19 protein-coding genes and 1 pseudogene are annotated in these 23,715 nt (G+C 41.7%); all 20 read right to left on the bottom strand.

Annotated elements, in window-relative coordinates:
- Positions 1 to 38: 38 nt before the first annotated feature.
- Positions 39 to 642: pseudogene (locus ABIE66_RS08725) on the bottom strand (dipicolinate synthase subunit B).
- On the bottom strand, positions 639 to 1,541 hold the full coding sequence (dpaA, locus tag ABIE66_RS08720) for a dipicolinic acid synthetase subunit A (RefSeq protein WP_370017003.1): 903 nt from the start codon (positions 1,539 to 1,541) through the stop codon (positions 639 to 641). Before dpaA ends, ABIE66_RS08725 begins: the two are co-directional and overlap by 4 nt.
- Before the next feature lie 226 nt (positions 1,542 to 1,767).
- Positions 1,768 to 2,034, bottom strand: a complete 267-nt coding sequence (locus tag ABIE66_RS08715; protein ID WP_289324422.1) for a YlmC/YmxH family sporulation protein — start codon at positions 2,032 to 2,034, stop codon at positions 1,768 to 1,770.
- A gap of 169 nt (positions 2,035 to 2,203) precedes the next feature.
- Positions 2,204 to 3,430, bottom strand: coding sequence for a M16 family metallopeptidase (locus ABIE66_RS08710; protein WP_289324421.1), 1,227 nt, complete (start codon positions 3,428 to 3,430; stop codon positions 2,204 to 2,206).
- A gap of 48 nt (positions 3,431 to 3,478) precedes the next feature.
- A complete protein-coding gene (locus ABIE66_RS08705; RefSeq protein WP_289317121.1) occupies positions 3,479 to 4,438 on the bottom strand; it encodes a polysaccharide deacetylase family protein in 960 nt (319 codons plus the stop codon).
- Between the two features lie 156 nt (positions 4,439 to 4,594).
- Positions 4,595 to 6,712, bottom strand: a complete 2,118-nt coding sequence (pnp, locus tag ABIE66_RS08700) for a polyribonucleotide nucleotidyltransferase (protein WP_289324420.1) — start codon at positions 6,710 to 6,712, stop codon at positions 4,595 to 4,597.
- 320 nt (positions 6,713 to 7,032) lie between these two features.
- Positions 7,033 to 7,302 carry a 30S ribosomal protein S15 gene (gene rpsO, locus ABIE66_RS08695; protein WP_289324419.1) on the bottom strand — a complete coding sequence of 90 codons (270 nt, stop codon included), beginning with the start codon at positions 7,300 to 7,302 and terminating at the stop codon, positions 7,033 to 7,035.
- Positions 7,303 to 7,449: 147 nt separating this feature from the next.
- Positions 7,450 to 8,400 carry a bifunctional riboflavin kinase/FAD synthetase gene (gene ribF / locus ABIE66_RS08690; RefSeq protein ID WP_289324418.1) on the bottom strand — a complete coding sequence of 317 codons (951 nt, stop codon included), beginning with the start codon at positions 8,398 to 8,400 and terminating at the stop codon, positions 7,450 to 7,452.
- A gap of 33 nt (positions 8,401 to 8,433) precedes the next feature.
- Positions 8,434 to 9,354, bottom strand: a complete 921-nt coding sequence (gene truB, locus ABIE66_RS08685; RefSeq protein ID WP_289324417.1) for a tRNA pseudouridine(55) synthase TruB — start codon at positions 9,352 to 9,354, stop codon at positions 8,434 to 8,436.
- Positions 9,355 to 9,521: 167 nt separating this feature from the next.
- Positions 9,522 to 9,890: a 30S ribosome-binding factor RbfA gene (rbfA, locus tag ABIE66_RS08680; RefSeq protein ID WP_289317125.1), complete on the bottom strand. Its 369-nt coding sequence runs from the start codon at positions 9,888 to 9,890 to the stop codon at positions 9,522 to 9,524.
- Between the two features lie 18 nt (positions 9,891 to 9,908).
- Positions 9,909 to 10,190, bottom strand: a complete 282-nt coding sequence (locus tag ABIE66_RS08675; protein WP_057913375.1) for a DUF503 domain-containing protein — start codon at positions 10,188 to 10,190, stop codon at positions 9,909 to 9,911.
- Positions 10,187 to 12,343, bottom strand: a complete 2,157-nt coding sequence (gene infB / locus ABIE66_RS08670) for a translation initiation factor IF-2 (protein ID WP_370014417.1) — start codon at positions 12,341 to 12,343, stop codon at positions 10,187 to 10,189. Before infB ends, ABIE66_RS08675 begins: the two co-directional genes overlap by 4 nt.
- 19 nt (positions 12,344 to 12,362) lie before the next feature.
- Positions 12,363 to 12,668, bottom strand: a complete 306-nt coding sequence (locus ABIE66_RS08665) for a YlxQ family RNA-binding protein (protein WP_061144653.1) — start codon at positions 12,666 to 12,668, stop codon at positions 12,363 to 12,365.
- Between the two features lie 4 nt (positions 12,669 to 12,672).
- On the bottom strand, positions 12,673 to 12,948 hold the full coding sequence (gene rnpM / locus ABIE66_RS08660) for an RNase P modulator RnpM (RefSeq protein WP_034313617.1): 276 nt from the start codon (positions 12,946 to 12,948) through the stop codon (positions 12,673 to 12,675).
- A 17-nt stretch (positions 12,949 to 12,965) separates the two neighbouring features.
- On the bottom strand, positions 12,966 to 14,096 hold the full coding sequence (gene nusA / locus ABIE66_RS08655; RefSeq protein WP_061462442.1) for a transcription termination factor NusA: 1,131 nt from the start codon (positions 14,094 to 14,096) through the stop codon (positions 12,966 to 12,968).
- 46 nt (positions 14,097 to 14,142) lie between these two features.
- Positions 14,143 to 14,616 (bottom strand): ribosome maturation factor RimP, encoded by a 474-nt coding sequence (rimP, locus tag ABIE66_RS08650; RefSeq protein ID WP_289317128.1) that lies wholly within the window; start codon positions 14,614 to 14,616, stop codon positions 14,143 to 14,145.
- Positions 14,617 to 14,809: 193 nt separating this feature from the next.
- Positions 14,810 to 19,132 carry a PolC-type DNA polymerase III gene (locus tag ABIE66_RS08645; protein WP_370014416.1) on the bottom strand — a complete coding sequence of 1,441 codons (4,323 nt, stop codon included), beginning with the start codon at positions 19,130 to 19,132 and terminating at the stop codon, positions 14,810 to 14,812.
- 168 nt (positions 19,133 to 19,300) lie between these two features.
- On the bottom strand, positions 19,301 to 21,001 hold the full coding sequence (locus tag ABIE66_RS08640) for a proline--tRNA ligase (RefSeq protein ID WP_289324413.1): 1,701 nt from the start codon (positions 20,999 to 21,001) through the stop codon (positions 19,301 to 19,303).
- 272 nt (positions 21,002 to 21,273) lie between these two features.
- Complete coding sequence (gene rseP / locus ABIE66_RS08635) at positions 21,274 to 22,542, bottom strand: RIP metalloprotease RseP (RefSeq protein WP_289324412.1); 1,269 nt, start codon at positions 22,540 to 22,542, stop codon at positions 21,274 to 21,276.
- A gap of 7 nt (positions 22,543 to 22,549) precedes the next feature.
- On the bottom strand, positions 22,550 to 23,710 hold the full coding sequence (gene dxr / locus ABIE66_RS08630; protein ID WP_370014415.1) for a 1-deoxy-D-xylulose-5-phosphate reductoisomerase: 1,161 nt from the start codon (positions 23,708 to 23,710) through the stop codon (positions 22,550 to 22,552).
- Between the last annotated feature and the right edge of the window lie 5 nt (positions 23,711 to 23,715).

Raw genomic sequence — 23,715 nt, 5'->3', positions numbered from 1 at the left:
CCAGTCATTAGAAAGCGGGAGCGTGCCAGAAAACTCGTTCAGTCTAAATCATCCTTGAACCTTTCGACGATGACCGGTTGAATCTGTTCCCTTTCCAGTGCTGAAATGATCGTATCCCTAATCATGCTCATCCTGGCAACCATGGAACTTGGCTTGCCTGTTGGATTATCCTGGCCATATGGAACAAAATAAAATATCTTTTGCAGCCATCAGCCTCATTAGATTGACACCATTTAACCCAAGTGCATCATTTGTTGATATCGCGACCACGACTGGACGGTGATTTCTCATCGTCGCTTTTGCAGCCATAAGTACAGGCGAATCGGTAAGTGCATTTGCCATTTTACTCATTGAGTTCCCCGTTAAAGGAGCGATCACCATACAATCCAGTGGCAATTTAGGTCCTAATGGCTCCGCTTTGACGATTGTATCAACGACATGATTCCCCGTCAATTTTTCAATTCTTTCGACCCAGTCCTCGCCCTTTCCAAAACGGGTTTCCGTGTTCTGTACAGTCGATGTTACGATTGGAATGACTTCCGCCCCTTCATTTACAAGTTTTTCTATTTCCGGAAACACTTCATCATAAGTGCAATGTGATCCTGTTAATCCGAAACCAATCCTTTTCCCTTGGAGACTCATAGTTTTTTCCCCTTCCTTATCAAGCACTCGTCTTGAATCAATAACCCCAGTGCATTCGCTAATATCTGACCAGCTGTTTTCGGGGCAACTATACCCGGTAGGCTCGGTGCCAACAGCGCTTTAATTCCCCTTTTTTCAGCGTAACGAAAATCCGTCCCCCCCGGTTTTGAAGCAAGGTCGATGATTAATGTATGAACTGGCATATTAGCTATGACTTTTGCGGTAATTATCGGAAAAGGAATCGTATTGATGCATATATCAACATTTTTCATTTCTGAAGCAAGATCATTTAAATGAAAAGGGGTTAATGCCATTTCACTAATCCTTGCAATATCCTCGCTTTTTCTTGCCCCCACCTTTACTTTTGCTCCAAGGGCCTGGAATGACCGGGCTACACTCATACCGACCCTTCCCAGTCCGAGAACGGCTACATTCGAACCATGGATAGTAAAATCCGTATGTTGAATGGCCATCATGATCGCACCCTCTACAGTGGGAATCGAATTATAAATAGCCACATCATCACGTTCGAACAATAGAACGAGTTTGCGATCCGCTTTCTTAAATATCCCATTGAGGTAATCGTTACTGATTCCTGCATAAAAAGTGCAATGTGCCGGGGTATTTTTTATCATTTCTTCAGTCAAAACAACCTCTTCACTGGAAAAGATAGTCTCCACTTTCCCATCTGAATCCGTGCCCCGGACAGGTAAAATAACTGAATCTATTTCCTTGAAATTTATATCTTCCATTTTTTCCTTAACCGCTCCGGTAAAAGCATGGTCGAGCTGTTCAAAACCTACCAATAATAGCTTCGCATCAAGCTCCGTCAATTTACGGACAACTTCAAGCTGACGCGCATCTCCACCAATTACAGCGATTTGCATGCCTGTGAGCATTAAAACTGTCACCTTCTTTATATAAAAGATCCTAAACATTCCTCTCTTCATGATAAATTTCCTCAAGAAGCAATTCGGTTTTTGCTACATTCTCTAGTTACCTTGCCATCTTATGTTTTCACTTAAAAAACGGTGATAAGAAAAGAAAAAACGCCTTAGCTATTGACAGCTGAGGCGTTTCGAAAGACCATTTCCAGATAACCCTAGGAGTATGGTACGAGCGTTTTTACCCGTCCATATGCTCTCCATCTTTAAGTAGTCCTTCCTGAAAATCAATGATGACCATATCCGTACCGACTTTTTTTATATGTTCCCATGGCACTCTTATTTCACTGCCATTCCTTAAGAGGCCGAACCATTTGACAGAAGGGATGATCAACGTGGTAATTTGTCCAGTTTCATCTATTTCCAAATCCGTCTGACCAAGGATTCCTAATCGTTGCGCTCTATTCACATCGACTATTTCCTTACCGCTAAGTTCACTCAATCTCAATTGTGGTTCCCCCTTTTTCACCTTCTATTCAATCTATATCCGAAAAAGGTAAACTTAGAATGCATTTATCGAAATATTTGTCCATTACACTGGATCCCTCCATTTTCAAAGGCATTTAATAAAAAAAAGCCTGCCCCCCCATATAAGGAAGGTGCAGACTTGTTTGTTTTTATTTGTCCCAGTTTTCCAGCGGGCTCACTAATGACAAGGAATGTTCCGTAAAGATCTGGTTTGCCAGTTCATTGACAGTATCCTCTGTAACCTCGTCAATTTTGATAATGATATCATCAAGGGAACGGTGCTCACCCAACATAAGCTCATTTTTTCCGTTTCGGCTCATGCGGCTATTCGTGCTCTCAAGGCTGAGCATCAAGCTTCCTTTAAGTTGCTCTTTACTATTTCGTAATTCCTTTTCCGTAATACCATCTCTTTTTAAGGTATCCAGTGTTTCCTGAATGGTTTCATACAAGCTGTCAAGTTGATTTGTGCCTGTCCCCCCATATACTGTCACCATACCGCTATCTTGATAGCTGGAATGATAGGAGTAAACGGAATAGGCAAGGCCGCGTTGTTCCCTCACGTCCTGGAATAGGCGGCTACTCATGCTTCCTCCAAGAATATTATTCAAGGTGATTAAGCTGTATGTTTTATCATTACCGATTTCCAACCCTTTGTAACCAAGGCATAAGTGGGCTTGTTCCGTATCTTTTTTACGGGTGATCCTATTTTCATGGAAGGAAGGTTTGACCAATTCAAGTCGGTCTTCTCCTCCTTGATACGAACCAAAGTAGCTTTCGACTTCTTGAATCAATTTTTCATCCACATTCCCGGCAATGGATACCACCACTTTATCAGGTGTATACATGTCATGGACGTATTTTTTTAATGTATCACTATTGAATGTTTCAAGCGTATTTTCCGTTCCTAGTATAGGATAGCCAAGAGGATGATTTTCATATACTGCCTTGCTTAAGAGATCATGAACAATGTCATCCGGTGTGTCTTCGTACATTTTGATTTCTTCGTAGACCACATTTTTTTCTTTTTTCAATTCTTCCCCGTCAAAAGTTGAATTGAAGAACATATCAGCAAGGATTTCAAGCGCATAGCTTGCATGGTTATCCATTACTTTAGCATAATAGCAGGTATATTCTTTTGATGTGAATGCATTCACCTGTCCGCCAATACTATCGAACGACTCGGCAATTTCACGCGCATTTCTTGTAGTTGTCCCTTTGAAGAACATATGCTCCAGGAAATGTGAAACCCCATTCAATTCAGGTGTTTCATTTCGTGAACCGGTTTTGATCCATACTCCAATTGCTGCTGAGCGTACAGTTGGAATATTTTCCAATACAATTCTAACTCCATTTTGACACGTGTATTTCTTAATCAACTAACATTCCTCCCAATCATTCTATGCTGCTATCGTTTAACCAATACATCATGGATTCGATCGCTCTTCATCTACTGCTTCCGAAACGGTAACAACATCTAAGTCTTTCTTTTTTATTTCAATTATTAACGTTTCCAATGATTTTGCAGTAGATTCCGTCGGATGCATTAAAATAAATGCTCCTGGGTGTACCTTAGAAAGCACTCGTTGTTGAAGGACTTCAGGGCTTGGTTTTTGCCAGTCGATCGTATCCACACTCCACATGACAGTCTCCATACCGAAAGAATCCGCGATTTTCACCGTTTCATCCCGATAGCTTCCACTTGGTGGTGCGAACCATTTCATTTTCAAACCTGTCACCGCTTCAATGACTTCGTTCGTTTTTCGAATTTCCTCACGTGTAGCTTGGGCGGATATGTTTTTCATATCGGGATGCGAATAAGAATGATTGCCAATTTCATGCCCACCACCCACGATCATCTTGGCCAAATCTGGATTTTTTTTGGTCCAATTACCTTCAAGGAAAAAAGTGGCTTTGACATTATTCTTTTTTAACACAGCCAACATATCTTGTAAGTATTCATTCCCCCAGGCCACATTGATTAAAAATGAAACCACTGGCTTTTCGGGATGGGCCCGGTAAATCGGAGCAGGATCCAAATCCTCTATATGTATCTTTGCAGGGACCTGCTGAAATACCAGCTTATCCTTATCGAACACACCTACCTTCTTCATGGCTTTATACGAATCATCAATATTTACCTTAAGTCCATTATATGCAGGAACGGTTTTCCAAACCGAATCTATTCGTGCATCCTGTGGTGCAATCTCATATTTTTTTGTTGATTCTTTTATTTGTAAAAGAAGCTCATCTTCTTGCTTCATTGAAGCAACTGAATGATCTGTTAATTGGGTCAAATAAATTTGTGTATATGGATTTTGCACTAATAACCATGATATACCTGCAATGGCACTTATCGCAACTATCTGCTTCCATTTATTATTCATTTTTTACGCCCCCTTCATACCAAAATGTATGAAGAAAACGGACAAGGTAGAACATGACATACTTTTAATGCCATTACAACTATGCTTATCCCAATACTTTTAAACAAAAAAAGCATGCAGATTCACAAGGAATCGCATGCCGGATTTTCATTTCTATTACGATTGAGAAGGGTTAGCTGCCTCTTTTTGCTCTTTCAGGACCGCTTTACGGGAAAGGTTTACCCTTCCTTGCTTATCAATCTCAGTTACTTTAACCAATAATTCATCGCCAAGTGAAACGACATCTTCCACTTTTCCGACTCTTTCTTCAGCCAGTTCAGAAATATGTACCAAACCGTCTTTACCATTGAAGATTTCAACGAATGCACCGAACTTTTCGATACGTTTAACTTTACCTAAGTATAGTTCGCCCACAACGACTTCACGTACGATATCCTCGATGATTTTCTTCGCTTTTTGAATCATTGGTTCATCTGTAGAAGATATGAATACCGTTCCATCTTGTTCGATGTCGATTTTCACGCCAGTTTCTTCAATGATTTTATTGATATGTTTTCCGCTCGGTCCAATGACATCACGGATCTTATCCGGATTTATAGACATTGTAACGATTTTTGGGGCATATTTGGATAACTGCTCACGCGGTTGATTGATCGTTGACATCATTGATTCCAAAATATGCATCCGGCCATGTTTGGCTTGAAGTAAAGCTTCTTCAAGGATTTCTCTTGAAAGTCCCTCAATCTTAATATCCATTTGTAGGGCAGTTACACCTTTTGAAGTCCCTGCGACTTTAAAGTCCATATCTCCTAGATGATCTTCCATACCTTGAATATCCGTTAAGATTGTATAATGCTCACCTGTTTTGACAAGTCCCATTGCAATACCGGCAACTGGAGCTTTCAATGGAACACCAGCATCCATCATTGCCAAAGTGCTTGCACAGATACTTGCTTGTGATGTTGAACCGTTCGATTCAAGAACTTCCGACACTAGTCTGATTGTATAAGGGAAATCCTTATCGTTTGGAATGACCGGCTCCAATGCTCTTTCACCAAGTGCACCATGACCAATTTCGCGGCGCCCTGCCCCACGGATAGGACCAGTTTCACCAACACTGAAATGTGGGAAGTTATAGTGGTGCATAAAACGTTTCGACTCTTCGGTTCCAAGCCCGTCCAGAATCTGCACATCACCAAGTGCACCTAATGTACAGATCGATAGCGCTTGGGTTTGTCCGCGTGTGAACAATCCAGAACCATGTGTACGAGGCAGAATCGTAACTTCCGATGATAATGGTCTGATTTCGTCAGGATTACGGCCATCCGGACGCACTTTTTCTTCCGTAATTAAACGACGGACTTCGGATTTCACCAATTTATTAAGGATTTCTTTGATTTGTTTTAATTTAGCTTCATCAGTTTCTTCTTCATAATGAGCCAACACACGATCTTTCACTTCTTTAATCGCGTCTTCACGAGCATGTTTTTCCTGAACTTGTACAGCTTTGTTCAAGTCTGCTTCACATAGACCCTTCACTTCTGCTTCCAGTTCTGCATCCACTTGATATAAAGCGATTTGCATTTTTTCCTTGCCGATTTCAGCAACGATTTTCTCTTGGAATGCAATGATCTTCTTGATTTCATCATGTCCAAACATGATTGCTTCAAGCATGGTTTCCTCTGGTACTTCATTTGCGCCTGCTTCAACCATGTTGATAGCATCTTTAGTACCTGCAACCGTCAAATTGATGTCACTTTTTGCAAGTTGGTCAACTGTAGGGTTAATCATGAATTCATTATTGATTCTTCCTACTACAACTCCGGCAATTGGACCTTCGAACGGAATGTCGGAAACTGAAAGTGCAAGGGATGAACCAAGCATCGCTGCCATTTCCGTAGAGCAATCTTGATCGACACTCATGACCATGCTGATGATCTGAACATCGTTCCTGAAGCCATCAGCGAATAACGGGCGTATTGGACGATCAATTAAACGGCTTGCAAGAATTGCCCTTTCACTCGGTCGGCCTTCACGTTTGATGAAGCCCCCTGGAATTTTACCGACTGCATAAAGTCTTTCTTCGTAGTTAACCGTCAAAGGGAAAAAGTCGACATTTCTCGGTTCCTTCGAAGCTGTTGCTGTACTTAATACAGCAGTTTCTCCATAACGGACTAAAACTGCCCCGTTCGCTTGTTTGGCCAATTGCCCTATCTCTACCGTTACATTACGGCCGGCCCAGTCAAATGAATACGTATGTTTTTCCTGTCCCATTTATTAAACCCCTCTCTGAATCTTCACTTAGAGGCTTAGTTTACCTAAACCTGTATTGGATTAAATCATTTATATGTGAAAGTAACTGAACTCGAGTTAAAACCAAACTATTCCTATTATGCACGAAAAAAACAAGCATTAACAGTAAAATGAATAAAAATTTCATTCATTTGATTATGTATATCCTAATCATCTATAAATGGAAAAGGACCCGGCACCTGCCGAGTCCCAAGGACGAAGGCTCAGCCTTTAAGTAGAACACGTCCAAATCATTTGATTAACATCAAAAAAGCGGGAAATTTCCCGCCTTCCTGAAAAAATTATCTACGTAGACCTAATTTGTTAATTAGTGTACGGTAACGAGTAACGTCTTTGTTACGTAGGTAAGTTAAAAGATTACGACGTTTACCTACCATTTTAAGAAGACCGCGACGTGAATGGTGGTCTTTTTTATGTGTGCGTAAGTGACCGTTCAAGTTGTTGATTTCTTCTGTTAATACTGCGATTTGAACTTCTGGAGACCCAGTGTCAGTATCGTGAGTTCTGAACTCAACGATAAGTTCGTTTTTGCGTACTTGTGTAATTGCCATGTTATTATTCCTCCTAAAATTCTGTAAAATCACCTATTACCGAGCCAGCGTCGGAGTCTCGACTAGCCAAGCAATGGTTATTTTCATACATACAATAGAATACACGTTTTTCATTAAAATTGCAAGTCCTGTCTATCTAGTGCCCTTTTATGCTTCCAGCTTTGAAAAATAGGATATTGCATTTTGCTTATCCGTTTCTATCTGAGCGACTAATGCTTCAAGTCCGGAAAATTTCTGCTCACTCCGAAGTCTTGTATGCCATTCAACCGTAACCTGGCTGCCATAAATATCTCCCGAGAACTCCAAGGCATGTACCTCTACAGTTGGATATTTAGGTTTTTCTTCGTGGAACGTCGGTTTGTAACCGACATTGCAAACTCCATCATACCATTTACCGCTTATTTTGATCCTTACAGCATAAACGCCAGCAGCAGGGAAGATATAATCGTCGCTTACTTCAATATTAGCTGTGGGGAATCCCAACTTCCTGCCCCGCTTTTCACCGTGAATGACATGACCTTTCGTCAAATAGCGTCGGCCAGCCAAATGATAAAAGTCGGAAAAGTTGCCATTACCGAGAGTTTCCCTGATTCTTGTCGAGCTAACCTTCTCATCTTCAAGTGTCTGTTTTGCAACGACCGTCTGCGAAAACCTTCCTTGTGCGTAAACAGGCAAATCTTCCATCGACCCTTGACCATAGCGGCCGTATGAATAATCAAACCCGGCTACTACGTGACGGACATTCAGACCGGCAATGTATTCGTCAACGAACCGTTCCGGCAGTACCGAAGCAAATTCCTTGCTGAAATGGACAATGAATAAATAATCTATCTCCATCGACTCTATGATATCCACCTTATCTTCAAGTGGAGTGATATAGCGGATATTTTCCGTTTTCCTCCCCAGTACTGCAGAAGGATGGGGGTCAAATGTCATGACTGCTGACTTAAGATTCATTTCATCGGCTTTTTGCTTGGCGGTTTGAATAACGATCTGATGTCCTTTATGTATACCATCAAAAAATCCAAGCGCCATTACAAGCTCAGGAAAATCATCCGATTTATATTGATGAGGATGCTCTATTGCGATCACTTTCACCTTTCAATCTCCTCTTTCCGACGGTAAAACGGTCTATAATTCTTGTGCCAATACTTTTACAGGTTTAATTAATCCCACTTTTGTCGGATGTATTTGATAAATGGCAATGGCCTTACCGGATGTGTCAACCATCACAAAAGGCTTCCCTTTTTCAACAACGACATCCTCTGTTTGTTCCAATACCGCACCGTTAAGTACTTTCTTTGCTACTTTATCACTAATCTGAAATTTGGGCAAATGAAATAATCCCCGCTCCAAAGGCAATAGAAAATCATCCGTTCTTCCGGTTTCCATGAATGCTTCCACCTCAGCAAAAGTAAAACAGTCCTCTTGCTTAAAACCTGCTGATTCAATACGGGTCAAATCTGACATATGTGCAGGAAACCCAAGTGCTTCACCCATCATGACTGCTAGCGTCCGAATGTACGTTCCTTTGCTGCACTTGACGCGAAAACGAAAAGAAATGGTTTCCCCTTTAAATTCAGAACGATCATCGAGTAGGGTAATATCGTAGATGGATACCTCCCTTGTCGGCCTTTCCACTTCCACCCCTGCACGAGCATATTCATATAACTTCTTCCCGTTTACCTTTACGGCTGAAAACATCGGTGGCGTCTGTTTAATTTTCCCAGTCAATGATTCTAACACTTCTAGGATCCGCTCACGCTGAATCACTTGATCAATCTTTTTCTCTTCCACTTTTTCACCGCTAGCGTCTTCAGTTGTCGTTGAAAAACCAAGGGTCACTTCCCCTTCATACGCTTTACCGGCTTCTGTCAAATATTCAGCGATTTTAGTTGCCCTGCCAATACAAATAGGTAAAACCCCTGTTACATCAGGATCTAAAGTGCCTGTATGCCCAACCTTTTTTGTCTTTAAAATTTTTCTTAATTTAAAAACACAATCATGGGATGTCAATCCCTTGGGTTTCCATAATGGAAGAATACCGTTCACGCTTTCACCTCATCATTTATAAAACACCCTAAACGTTATCATGTAGCAAAATGGATTCCATTCCGAAAGGTGTTTTTGGCTTTATTACATATTTCGTTTTCAAAAAAAAGAGACCGACTTCAAGAAGTGCAAAGCACTTATTGAGTCGGCCTCCTTTTACTGCTTGCTTATTCTTCGTCTTTTTCAGCCGGTTTTTCCTCTGAATTGATTTGGGAAATCAACGACTCGATACGATTACCATAATCGACCGATTCATCAAATTCAAAAAATAGCTCAGGGGTTTTGCGCAGGCGGATTCTTTGCCCAATTTCTGAACGCATGAATCCTTTGGCCTTTGCTAGGCCTTGAAGGGTTTTCTCCCGCTGTTCCTGATCACCCAAAACGGAAATATAAACTGTTGCCTGTTGTAAATCGCCTGTTACCGCGACATCCGTCACGGTAACAAATCCGATTCTTGGATCTTTAATTTTTCGGCCGATAATTTCACTCAGCTCTTTTTTCATTTGTTCGCCAACACGATTTGAACGAAGGCTCATTAATATCACCTCGATAGCCTAAAGCCAGTCTATATCTGTTATTGTTCGCTCTAGTTCCGGAAAAGAATCTAGAAATTTAAGGGCATTTTGAAGTTCCCGCTCTGTAGCCTTCCTTGAGGACGTTACGGTTACGATAGTAATCTTTGTCCGCTGCCATAAATCCTGAAAATCGGTCTCGGCTACAGAAATATTGAACTTCTGTTTAAGCCGTGTCATGACACGCTGAAGCACGGCCCGTTTTTCTTTCAAAGAATGGGTGTCATGGATGATGCATTCACATTGGACGGAGCCAACGATCATTTACGTTCGATCTCTTCCATTACATACGCTTCGATTACATCGCCTTCTTTAAGGTCGTTGTAATTTTTAATGGTAATACCGCACTCATAGTTCGTTGCCACTTCTTTAACATCATCTTTAAAACGTTTCAATGCATCAATTTCACCTTCGTAAATGACGACACCTTCACGAATTAAGCGAATTCCGCTATCACGTGTAATTTTTCCTTCTGTAACATATGAACCGGCGATAGTACCAACTTTTGATACTTTGAATGTCGTACGAACTTCGGCCTGACCAATAATTTTTTCTTCGAATTCAGGGTCAAGCATCCCTTTCATAGCCGATTCGATCTCTTCGATCGCTTTATAGATGATGCGGTGAAGGCGTACATCAACATTTTCCGATTCAGCTGCACGCTTAGCATTCACGTCAGGACGGACGTTAAATCCGATGACGATTGCATTGGAAGCTGTAGCAAGGATGATATCAGACTCTGTTATTGCACCGACGCCAGTGTGTATGATTTTCACTTTAGCGCCTTCCACTTCTATTTTATTCAGGGAAGCGGCTACTGCTTCCGCAGAACCTTGAACATCCGCTTTTAGAATGATGTTCAATTCTTTAATTTCCCCTTCTTTCATTTGCTCGAACAATGTATCAAGCGTTACACGGGATTTTTCATTACGTTGTGAAGCAAGTTGTCTCTGCGCACGCACTTCCCCAACTTGACGGGCCGTTTTCTCATCTTCAAAGACGATGAAACGATCTCCGGCCTGCGGCACTTCATTCAATCCAGTGATTTCAACCGGTGTTGAAGGACCTGCATCCTTAACACGGCGTCCAAGATCGTTAAGCATAGCACGTACACGTCCGAATGTATTACCGATAACAATCGGATCTCCGACCTTCAACGTTCCGTTTTGAACTAACAAAGTAGCAACCGATCCGCGACCTTTATCCAAACGCGCTTCGATAACCGTACCATTCGCTTTACGAGTTGGATTCGCTTTATACTCTTCCACTTCACTGACAAGAAGAATCATTTCAAGCAAGCTATCGATACCTTCACCGTTTTTGGCTGAAATAGGTACGAAAATTGTGTCTCCGCCCCACGCTTCAGAAACTAAGCCATGTTCTGTCAATTCTTGCATGACACGGTCCGGATTAGCAGCTTCTTTATCCATTTTATTAACAGCAACGATAATTGGAACTTCTGCCGCTTTAGCATGGTTAATCGCTTCAACCGTTTGAGGCATAACACCATCATCGGCCGCTACGACCAGGATGGTAATATCAGTAACTTGTGCACCGCGGGCACGCATCGTTGTAAACGCAGCATGTCCTGGTGTATCTAGGAATGTTATTTTTTTATCGTTAACTTTAACTTGATAAGCACCGATATGCTGAGTGATCCCGCCTGCTTCGCCTTCTGTTACTTTTGTATGGCGTATAGAATCAAGCAATGTCGTTTTACCATGGTCTACGTGCCCCATGATCGTCACGACAGCCGGACGTTCAATCAAATCTTCAGAAGCGTCTTCAGTGACTAGTGACTCAAGGTCAGTCAGGTCAACACGAATTTCTTCTTCGGCCACTACACCGTATTCCGCACAAATCAATTCAATTGCATCTTTATCCAAAGTTTGGTTGATTGTAGCCATGACACCAAGCATAAAGAGCTTTTTAATGATTTCAGAAGGTTCACGGTGAAGTTTTTTACCAAGTTCCATAACCGTCAATGACTCATAAAACGTAATTTTCTCAGGAAGCTCTCTTTCTTTACGTTTTGTAACGGGAGCCTGAGGTGCTTGTTGTCTTTGTTTATTATTTTTATTCTTATTATTGCGACCCCTGTTAAACTGCCCAGTTGGTTTTTTCGTACCTACTGGCTTAACTGGTGGTTTCTTCTTCAGTTTTTCTTTATTGACTGTGCTCTTTTCATCTGCTTCAGCTTCGTACTTCGCAACCGTAGCGTTAGCTTTTGGTTCAGCAGCTTGGCTTTTTTCTTCGTTTTTAGGTTTAATTGAATCGTTTAATTTATTTACAGTTGAATCGTCTAATGCTGTCATATGGTTTGTTACCTCTATATTCATTTCTTTAAGTTTATTTATTACATCCTTGCTTGAAACGTTCTTTTGTTTTGCATATTCATATACACGCAATTTTGTCATACGTTCACCCCCGTAAAATTTAATCGAGCAGCGTTCGGAGTTTTTGTGCAAAACCTTCATCCAGAACTGCGACGGCAACTCTAGCATCCTTACCTATCGCATGGCCGAGCATAGACCTGCTTTCGACTCTTTTTAAAGGAACCTGATAAAATGCGCACTTATCAGATATTTTTTTTTCAGTGTTTTTTGAAGCGTCCGCGGATAAAATAACAACTTTGGCATTACCGCTTCTAATCTCTTTAACCACTAATTCTTCACCCGAAATTAGCTTGCGTGCTCGATTGGCCAAACCTAATAGAGACATCCATTGTTGTTGTTGGGTCATGGTGTTAGTTTTTCTCCTTATTCACTAATTCAAGCAATTGTTCATAAAGGGAAGAATCGATTTGGGTACTAAGGTGATTAGCCAGCACATTTTTCTTTTTGGCCAGCTCGATAACATCCCGATCAAGAGTCAAATAAGCTCCCCTTCCCGATTTCTTTCCGGTCGGATCAAGGCTGACTTCCCCTTCTTTGGATCGAACGATGCGAATGAGTTCTTTTTTCGGCTTCATTTCGCCTGTAGCCACACATTTACGCATCGGGATTTTTTTTCGGTTATTCATCTTTTTTCACCTCTGAATTACTCATTATCCTCTTCGAAATCTGTTTCCTCTTCATTAACATAACTATCTCTGCTCAAAAGGAATTCCTGTTCTTCCACTGGATAAATACCAGCTTCGCGAGCTTCCGTTTCACTCTTGATATCAATTTTCCAGCCAGTAAGTTTGGCAGCTAAACGGGCATTTTGTCCACGCTTACCAATTGCCAGGGAAAGTTGATAATCCGGAACGATTACGGTAGTCGCCTTTTCCTCTTCTTTTACGATGACTTCAAGTACTTTTGAAGGGCTTAAAGCATTCGCAACGAAAATGACCGGATTCTCCGACCATTTAACGATATCGATCTTTTCACCTTTCAATTCATTGACGATGGCCTGAACACGTTGTCCTTTTTGGCCTACACAGGAACCGACAGGATCGACTTCTTCGTTATCGGAGTGCACGGAGATTTTTGAACGGTCGCCTGCTTCGCGGGCAACTGACTTAATTTCCACTGTTCCATCGAAAATTTCAGGCACTTCGATTTCGAATAAACGTTTTAAAAGACCAGGATGTGAACGGGATACAAAAATTTGCGGGCCCTTGGAAGTCTTTTCAACTTTAGTGATGAAAACTTTAATGCGATCATGAGGTTTATACTGTTCATTCGGCATTTGCTCATTAACCGGGAGCAAAGCTTCGATTTTACCTAGGCTCACATAAATGAATCGGGAATCCTGACGTTGAACGATGCCAGTCATGATATCCTCTTCACGATCAATGAACTCGGCGTAAATGATGCCTCTTTCTGCTTCACGCACCCTTTGAGTAACGACTTGTTTGGCAGTTTGTGCAGCAATACGGCCGAAATCCTTTGGTGTTACTTCCATTTCGACAATATCCTCTAACTGATAGTTGGGATCAATTGCTCTTGCTTCTTCAACAGAAATTTCCAGACGTGAATCGAATACTTCGTCAACAACGTCTTTTCTGGCAAATACACGCATAGTTCCTTTACCAAGATTCAAGTCGATACGTACATTTTGTGCTTGGTTAAAGTTACGGCGATATGCCGATATAAGAGCAGCTTCAATCGCGTCGATCAAAACTTCCCTGGAAATTCCTTTTTCGTTTTCTAAAATATAGAGAGCATCCAATAACTCATTGCCCATGGTGATCCCCCTTACGGATATTTAAATATTTAATGATTTGCTTGACTTAAGAGAAGGTAATCGCCAATCTTGCTTTGGCCACCTTTTCGAATGGTATGACAATCGTTTTCTTTCTTGTCTTGATTCTGACTTCGAGTGTCACTTCTTTACCATCGAAACTGGTTAAGATTCCTTCGAATTCTTTTTCATCTAAAATGGGCTCGTATGTTTTTATGTAAACATTTTTACCGATAGCTTTAAGGAAATCCTTCTCTTTTTTCAGAGGCCTTTCAGCTCCGGGTGATGAAACTTCGAGAAAATAATTTTGTGGAATCGGATCAACCTCATCAAGCTTTTCACTGAGTTTTTCACTCACATTTCCGCAATCTTCAATATCTACGCCTGTTTCTTTATCAATGTACACTCGAAGGAACCAGCTTTTACCTTCCTTCACATACTCCACTTCGACTAATTCAAGCTGCAATTCATCAAGAATTGGTAATGCTAATTCTTCTACAACTTCCGTTACCTTTTTACTCATTTGTTTCCTCCATACGTGCGTTGTATGCGCTTGGTTTCGGATTCAAAATTAAATGGTCAATACAACACGAAAGAGTGGGTTTCCCCACTCTTGCCATTGGTTCCTCTTAGTATTTCCAATAAAAATATACCATAATCAAGATATTTATGCAAATATCATGTCTGTTTCTTCCTTTTTTCCATCAGTTTCCTCTTTAAAATAAAGATAACTGATTTTGTTCAGGCAATGATTCCAGACATCCTTGTTTATCAAGGTATTCAAGGATGGTCTTCGAAACCTTCCCCCGTTGCTGAAGGTCTTCTTTCGAAAGGAATTCACCATTCTTGCGTGCGTTGACGATATTGATTGCCGCGTTCGTTCCAAGACCAGGTATTGAATTGAAAGGCGGAATCAAATTAGTTCCTTCAATTATGAATTGATCAGCACTGGATTTGTATAAATCCACTTTAGCGAATGCATAGCCGCGTTCACACATTTCCAAAGCTAGTTCAAGAACCGTCAATGTATTCTTTTCCTTTGTAGATGCATCCAATCCCTTTACGGTAATTTCTTCCATTTTCGATTTGATCGCTTGCGATCCCCGTGTCATGGCGTCGATTTCAAAATCATCGGCACGTACCGTGAAATAGGCTGCATAATACAATAAAGGCAGATGCACTTTAAAATAGGCAATCCGGACAGCCATTAAGACGTAAGCTGCAGCATGGGCTTTCGGGAACATGTATTTAATCTTCTTACATGAATCGATATACCATTCCGGCACCTCATTTTTCCTCATTTCCTCTTCGAATTCCTCCGAGAGCCCTTTCCCTTTACGTACAGATTCCATAATTTTGAACGCTAGGGAAGGATCGAGTCCTTGATAAATCAGATAGACCATAATATCATCCCGGCAGCCGATAACCTCACTTAGTGTACATATCCGGTTGTGGATCAGCTCCTGTGCATTGCTCAGCCATACATCCGTACCGTGAGAAAGCCCTGAGATCTGAACAAGCTCGGAAAATGTTGTAGGTTTCGTATCTTCAAGCATCTGCCGGACGAAACGGGTTCCAAATTCAGGAATGCCGAGCGTACCCGTTTTACACATGATCTGTTCTTCGGTAACACCTAAAGATTCGGTACTGCTGAATATTTTCATTACTTCAGGATCATCGGTAGGAACGGTCTTTGGATCGATGCCGCTTAAATCTTGAAGCATCCGGATCACGGTCGGATCATCATGTCCAAGTATATCGAGTTTCAAAATATTATCGTGAATGGAATGGAAATCAAAGTGAGTTGTTTTCCACTCGGAATTCCTGTCATCCGCAGGGAACTGAATAGGTGTGAAATCATAAATATCCATATAATCCGGAACAACGATGATTCCGCCAGGATGCTGTCCTGTCGTCCGTTTCACCCCAGTACAACCGGCAACAAGGCGGTCAGTCTCAGCTCCGCGCATATGGATGTTATTATCAGCGGAATACCCCTTTACATACCCATAAGCTGTTTTTTCAGCGACCGTGCCAATCGTTCCCGCACGATAGACATATTCTTCACCGAATAAAACTTTCGTATAGTTATGGGCCTTCGGCTGATATTCACCCGAGAAGTTCAAGTCGATATCGGGAACCTTATCCCCTTTAAATCCAAGGAAGGTTTCAAACGGGATATCATGCCCGTCTTTTGTATAAGCAATGTCACAATCGGGACAATCTTTATCTGGCAGGTCAAATCCCGAACCTACTGAACCGTCATTGAAGAATTCGGATTTCTTGCACTCCGGACATACATAATGCGGTGGAAGCGGATTTACCTCCGTTATTTCAGTCATCGTGGCAACGAAAGATGATCCAACCGATCCCCTTGAGCCAACTAGATAACCATCATTCAATGATTTTTTTACTAGTTTGTGAGAAATTAAATAAATAACGGCAAATCCGTGGCCAATGATGCTTTTCAATTCTTTCTCAAGACGGGCTTCCACGATTTCCGGCAGGTTCTCTCCATAAATCTTCCTTGCCATGCCATAGCTCATCTCACGCATCTCTTCTTCGGCACCTTCGATTTTAGGTGTATATAGCTCGTCCTTGATTGGCTTGATTTCTTCAATCATATCAGCGATTTTATTCGTATTAGTTACCACGACCTCTTTGGCTTTCTCAGAACCAAGGAAGGAAAATTCCCGTAGCATTTCATCCGTAGTCCGAAAATGTACGTCAGGCAGCTTATGACGATTCAGCGGATTTGCTCCACCTTGTGAATTTACAAGGATTTTCCGGTAAATTTTATCATTCGGATCCAAATAATGCACATTTCCCGTGGCTACGACAGGTTTATCCAATTTTTCACCAAGCTTGACGATATTGGAGATGATTGTTTCTAACGATTTATCATCCCGGACATATTCAAGCTCAATCAAATGTTGATACACTTCCTTCGGATGGATTTCAAGATAATCGTAGAATTCGGCGATATCGACGACTTCCTCAAAACCCTTCTGCATCATCCCTTCAAAAACTTCCCCTTTATCGCATCCCGACCCTACCAAAATTCCTTCACGATACTTTTTAAGTTGTGAGCGCGGTATCCGGGGCACACGATAATAATAATCGATGTGAGATATCGAAACTAATTTGAAAAGGTTTTTTAAGCCTGCCTGTGTTTGCGCGATCAACGTACAATGGGACGGCCGGGAACGCTGATAAGCATTTCCTTTACCCATATTGTCATTAAGCTGATCATGATGGGTAATCTCTTTTTCCATTGCATCCTTCAGCATCTTCAGCATAAGGTAACCTGTAGCTTCGGCATCATAAATGGCCCTATGATGCTGGGTCAAATCAATATCGAACTTTTTACATAATGTATTCAACCGGTGATTTTTAAACTCCGGATATAAGAACCGGGCAAGTTCCAATGTATCAAGAACAGGATTGGAAGCTTTAGGATAACCCATGTTTTTATAACCTATATTCAAAAAGCCCATATCGAAGGCTGCGTTGTGGGCAACCAGGATCGCATCGCCTGCCCAGTTCTTGAACTTTTCAAGTACTTCCGAGACTTCTGGAGCATTTTCTACAAGATCATCAGTGATTCCAGTCAAGTCTATCGTCGTATTGGATAATGGGTGATGCGGATTTGCAAATGACTCGAATCGATCAATGATGTCACCGTCACGAATTTTCACTGCAGCAAATTCAATGATCGTATCATATACGGCAGACAGGCCTGTCGTCTCAACGTCAAACACAACGTAGGTGGCATCTGCCAAAGGAATATGCGCCTCATTATAAACAATGGGCACCCCATCATTCACAAGGTTCACTTCGACGCCATAAAGGATTTTGATACCATTCTTTTTCCCGGCACTATAAGCTTCAGGAAATGATTGTGCACCTGCATGATCTGTAATGGCAACAGCCTTATGCCCCCACTTGGCAGCCTGGGCAACTAACGCAGAAGTAGGTGTCACTGCATCCATCTGGCTCATCGGGGTATGCATATGCAGTTCTACACGCTTTTCTCCTTCAGGTGCCTTATCCTGCCGTCCTTGTTTAGAAATTTCATTTATATCATTTGCGATCATTACCAGGTCACGTACGAATGTATCATTTTGGATACTGCCTTGGGCACGTATCCACATCCCTTTTTTCACTCTGGCAAGTATGGCCGCATCCTCTTTATCACGCGAAAACATTTTGACCAATATCGAGCTTGTATAATCGGTGACTTTAAATGTCAACAGGCTCCGTCCGCTGCGTAACTCACGCACTTCTGCATCAAACACGAAGCCTTCGATAGCAATCCTGCGCTCTTCATCGATAATCTGTTCGATTCTGCGGAAATCCGCATCTTCTTTAATCGTATAGCCAATTTTAACCGGTCCTTCGTAAGCGCCATCGTCGCCGCCTTTTTCCGATTCTTTCTTCTGCATTTCCACTAGGGCAGCAAGTCCCTTTTCCGCGTCTTCCTTTTGTTTCTCTTCTAGAAACTTCTGGTAATCAGGATTCGAAACCGTCTCTTTCACTTCCGCTTCCAGAGTCAGCGGGGGAAAACCGAATGTTTGGTAGATATTAGAAATGATGCCGGAATATTTTCGTTTTAACTGGACAGCCTCCGTATCATTCCGTGCGCTTACAATAAGTTTATATCCATTCACTGTGGGCTCTTGTTCATTCAGAAGTGATAACAGTGCTGGAGACATTCCCTCAAGCTCGCCAATGCAGTTTTTCCAATACTCTTTTACCAATTGTTCCGTCACTTGCGGGTTGGCCACATTCAAGTTGAATGTGACCTTCGCAATATGGGAAAACGTACTTGCTAAATGAGTAGCAAGTCTTGTATGAACACTGCAAGGAATTAATGCAGGTATATTAAAGGCAAAATGCCATGTTTTGGATTCCCTCTCGATTGAGAGTTTATCAATTTCGGCACCTATGAAATAATTCACAAAGGCATCCTCAGTCAAGTCCATTTGCTGGAGCAAGAGTTGAAATCTCTCTCTACCGCTATTTGGATTTTGATCCATTTCCTCTCTCCCCTATCTACTATCTCTCAAGATATTATTCACTTTCATTTTCACTACGATATCAGAGGCTATTATAACATATCACGAATGTTTCACTAGTATCTAAATCCATGAAAAGGAAAGGCATCATCCAATTGAATGATGCCTACCTATTTTTAAATTTATAATTTATCCTAGTATTTCGTGAAGTTTTTGAGTTAGTTCAGATCTTTCAATTTCAAGAACCTCACCCGTTTTACGGATTTTCACTTCGACGATACCCTCGGATGCCTTTTTACCGACCGTCACCCTTACAGGAAGACCGATCAGGTCAGAGTCAGCAAATTTTACGCCAGCACGTTCTTGACGATCATCCATAAGAACATCCATGCCTTGTGCCTTTAGGTCATTATATAAATCTTCTGCCAGCGCAGCCTGAGCCTCATCCTTCATATTGATTGGAATCAAATGAACTTGGTATGGCGCTAAATTCGATGGCCAGACCAATCCTTTTTCATCGTTGAATTGTTCAGCTACAGCTGCAAGTGTACGGGAAACACCAATACCATAACAGCCCATGATCATAGGCTGCGACCGTCCATTCTCATCCAGGAATGTCGCATTCATAGCTTCCGAATATTTAGTTCCCAGTTTGAATACATGGCCAACCTCAATCCCTTTGGCAAATTTAATTTTTCCGTTTCCGTCCGGTGATGGGTCACCCTCTTGAATGAAACGAAGATCTATATAATTAGCCACGTTAAAATCACGATCGGGATTTACGTTCACATAATGATGGTCTTCATCATTTGCACCACAGATACCATTAACCATTGCTTCGACGGCAACATCGGCAATCACTTCCACTTCAGAAGTGACATTGATTGGTCCAAGAGATCCAATTGTACATCCTAGGACTTCTTTCGTCTCATTTGGATCGACCAATTCAACGATTGAAGCGTTATAGAAATTCTTCAGCTTGATATCATTGACTTCATGATCTCCTCGTACCAATACAAGCACATACTTTTCATCCACTTTGAACAATAACGATTTGATCAGTTTCTCTGCTTCGGTATTTAAGAATGAAGCCACTTCTTCAATCGATTTTTGACCAGGTGTATGAATTTTTTCAAGTGCGATTTGTGCTTCGGAGCTTTTTTCATATATTACACTCACCGGTGCCATTTCAATATTTGCTGCATAATCGGAAGTATCAGAATAGGCAATGGTATCTTCCCCTATTTCAGATAGGACCATGAATTCATGTGTATCCTTTCCGCCCATCGCCCCCGAATCGGCAATGACGGCACGGAAGTCCAACCCACAACGGCTAAATATATTTGAATATGCCGCATATAAATTTTTATAAACAGCATCCAAACTTTCTTGATTGGCATGGAAGGAATAAGCATCCTTCATGATGAACTCACGTCCACGCAACAATCCGAAACGTGGTCTTTTTTCATCACGGAATTTGGTTTGGATTTGGTAAACCGTTAAAGGAAGACGCTTGTAGGATTTCACTTCATCACGAACTAAGCTGGTAATCACTTCTTCATGTGTGGCACCAAGCGCAAATTCACGGTTGTTGCGGTCCCTAAGGCGCATCAACTCTGGACCATAGGTGTACCAGCGTCCAGATTCCTGCCAGAATTCGGCTTGTTGTAGAGCCGGCATCAATAGTTCTACTGCGCCAGCATTCTCCATCTCTTCCCGAACGATCGCTTCAACCTTTTGAAGCACCCTTTTTCCAAGCGGCATAAAACTATAAACCCCGCTGGAGTTTTGTCTCATAAATCCTGCACGTAATAGAAGCTGATGACTTTTGATTTCAGCATCCGCAGGCACTTCTCTCAATGTAGGGATCAACGTCATACTTTGTTTCATATCTGCACCTCTTCAATATTTCCTTTTAATTTAACTCTTCTACGGTAAGATTCATACCGCAGCATGATTACGGTCATATCATACAAAAAAGACTTTCTGCGTTATTCAGAAAAGCTAATTTAATATACTCATTCTCGATTATACTTACGATTTCCCTAGAAAACAAACTATTTCCCCAAAACCGTTAAAAAACTAGGAAATGACTTTCTTTCTTCAGAAAAGAAACAGCCAACAGAAAAATCTGCTGGCCTGTTTACTTACCCAAACATGTCTTATAAGAAGAATCGCTGAATGTCATTCCATGTAACGACAATCATCAATAACATCAGCAATGCAAAGCCGATGAAGTGAACCATTCCTTCTTTTTGGCGATCGATCGGTTTCCCTCTTAAGAATTCGACCACAAAGAATAACAATCTTCCTCCATCCAATGCCGGTAGCGGCAGCAGGTTCATGATTCCCAGGTTAATGCTGAGCAGCCCTGCCCATTTCATTAAAGTAAATAAACCTTGTTTCGCTACTTCTTCAGTTGATTTATATATTCCTACAGGACCGGATAGACTGTCAATCGTAAATCCACCCGTTACGAGGTCACCAAGGATGATGAAGATTTGTTTTGTCCAAAAATACGTTTCTGTAAAACCATATTGTATGGCTTTAATCGGTGCTTTTTCAACTGGAGGGTAAACACCGATAATCCCGATTTTCTTACCTTCCCTCTCCACTTCTTGTGGAACAACCGGCACTTCTAATGTTTTCCCGTCCCTGTCAACGACAAACTCGATCTCTTGTCCGGGGTTCTTTTGAATGCTTTCCTGAACATCCCCCCAAGAAGACACTTCCGTCCCTTCTATGGATTGAATGACATCCCCAGATTTTAAACCGGCATTTACAGCCGAACCATCTGGAGTCAACTCACCAAGTTTCGCTTCATCCACCACGACTCCTTGAAACAAGCCGATCAACACAAAAATGACAAAAGCCAAAACGAAGTTCATTGCCGGACCAGCTATAATCGTAAGAAAACGATGCCCAAGCGACTTTGAGGCAAATTGCCGGTCAAATGGAGCAATCTGGTTCTCCACACCATTTTCAACGATTACCGCTTCTTTATGAATGGTAAACGTTTTTAATGTAGCTTCCTCGCCCTCTTCATAACCAGTAAGGATAAGTTTATGATCAAGGTCGATCACTTCAACTTCCACAATACGAATATCAGGATATTTATCTTTGTTGTTCAAAATGATTTTTGTAACATTCTCTTCATTATCAAACATTAATCCTACTCGATAGCCGGGCTTCAATTCGATATTTTCTGCGTCTTCACCAGCCATACGCACATATCCGCCCAATGGAAGCAATCGAATGGTATAAACGGTTTCCTTCTTTTTATATGTGAATACTTTTGGCCCGAAACCTATTGCGAACTCACGGCATAAAATTCCGGCACGCTTTGCGAATACTAAGTGTCCAAGCTCATGGAAAAATACAAGAGCGCCAAAAATGATGATGAACGCTATAATCGTTTCTAAAGTCTGCATGTTCCGGTCACCTATCTTTCACTAAAGATTCTATAAACTGCCTAGTCATATTATCCACTTCCTGAATCGTTTCTAAATCAGGAAGGGCTATGACAGAATGCTGATTCAGCGCTTTTTCAATTAACGTTTCAATTTCAAGGAAGGATACCTTTCCAGATAAGAACGCAGAAACTGCCGCTTCATTGGCGGCATTCAATACGGTAGTCATCGTTCCGCCCATTTTACCCGCTTTATAGGCGAATTGCAAACAAGGATATCTGTTGAAATCCATATCGCTAAAATGCAGTTTGCCCGCTTCAGCAAGGTTCAGGCGTTTACGCCCTTCTAGCGGCATACGGTCTGGATAAGTAAGTGCATATTGTATCGGCACTCGCATATCCGGTGAACCCAGTTGCGCTATCACGCTGGAGTCATGAAACTCAACCATGGAATGGATGACGCTCTCCTTATGTAGCAATACATCAATTTTATCGTATGGAAGATCGAATAGCCAGTGGGCCTCAATCACTTCCAAACCCTTATTCATCATTGAAGCTGAATCGATCGTGATTTTCGCTCCCATTGACCAGTTCGGATGGTTCAGCGCCTCTTCCACCGTTACACCCTTCAATTCTTCCCTGGTCCGATCGCGAAAACTGCCTCCTGAAGCAGTGATGACAAGACGTTCTATATTTTTTTCCCTTTCACCCTGCAATGCCTGAAAAATAGCGGAATGCTCACTATCAACCGGCAGCAATCTAACCCCCGCCTTTTTAGCTTCACTTATAACCAAATGACCTGCCGTTACCAAAGTTTCCTTGTTGGCGATAGCAATATCCTTTTTAGCCTTTATTGCTTGAAGTGTCGGATAAAGGCCCACGCTTCCGATGACGGCATTGACCAATATCGTCGCTTGATCAAACACAGCAACAGCAGTCAATCCCTCATCGCCATACATGAACTCGATATCCTTGCGGCTGAAGAATTCACTTTTCAAAACATGATAATCTTCTTCAGTCTGGACTGAAACTAGTTTCGGTTCAAACTCTTGTATATAGGCCCTGACCAATTCTATATTCTTTCCAGCAGAAAGCGCCACTATCTTGAATTGATCGGGATGGGACCTTACCACATCCGCTGTTTGTTGACCAATCGAACCTGTCGCGCCCAAAAGGCTGATATTTTTCAAATTGC

Source organism: Peribacillus sp. B2I2, from assembly GCF_041261685.1.
Lineage (GTDB): Bacteria > Bacillota > Bacilli > Bacillales > DSM-1321 > Peribacillus.
This window is presented reverse-complemented; position numbering and strand designations above follow the sequence as displayed.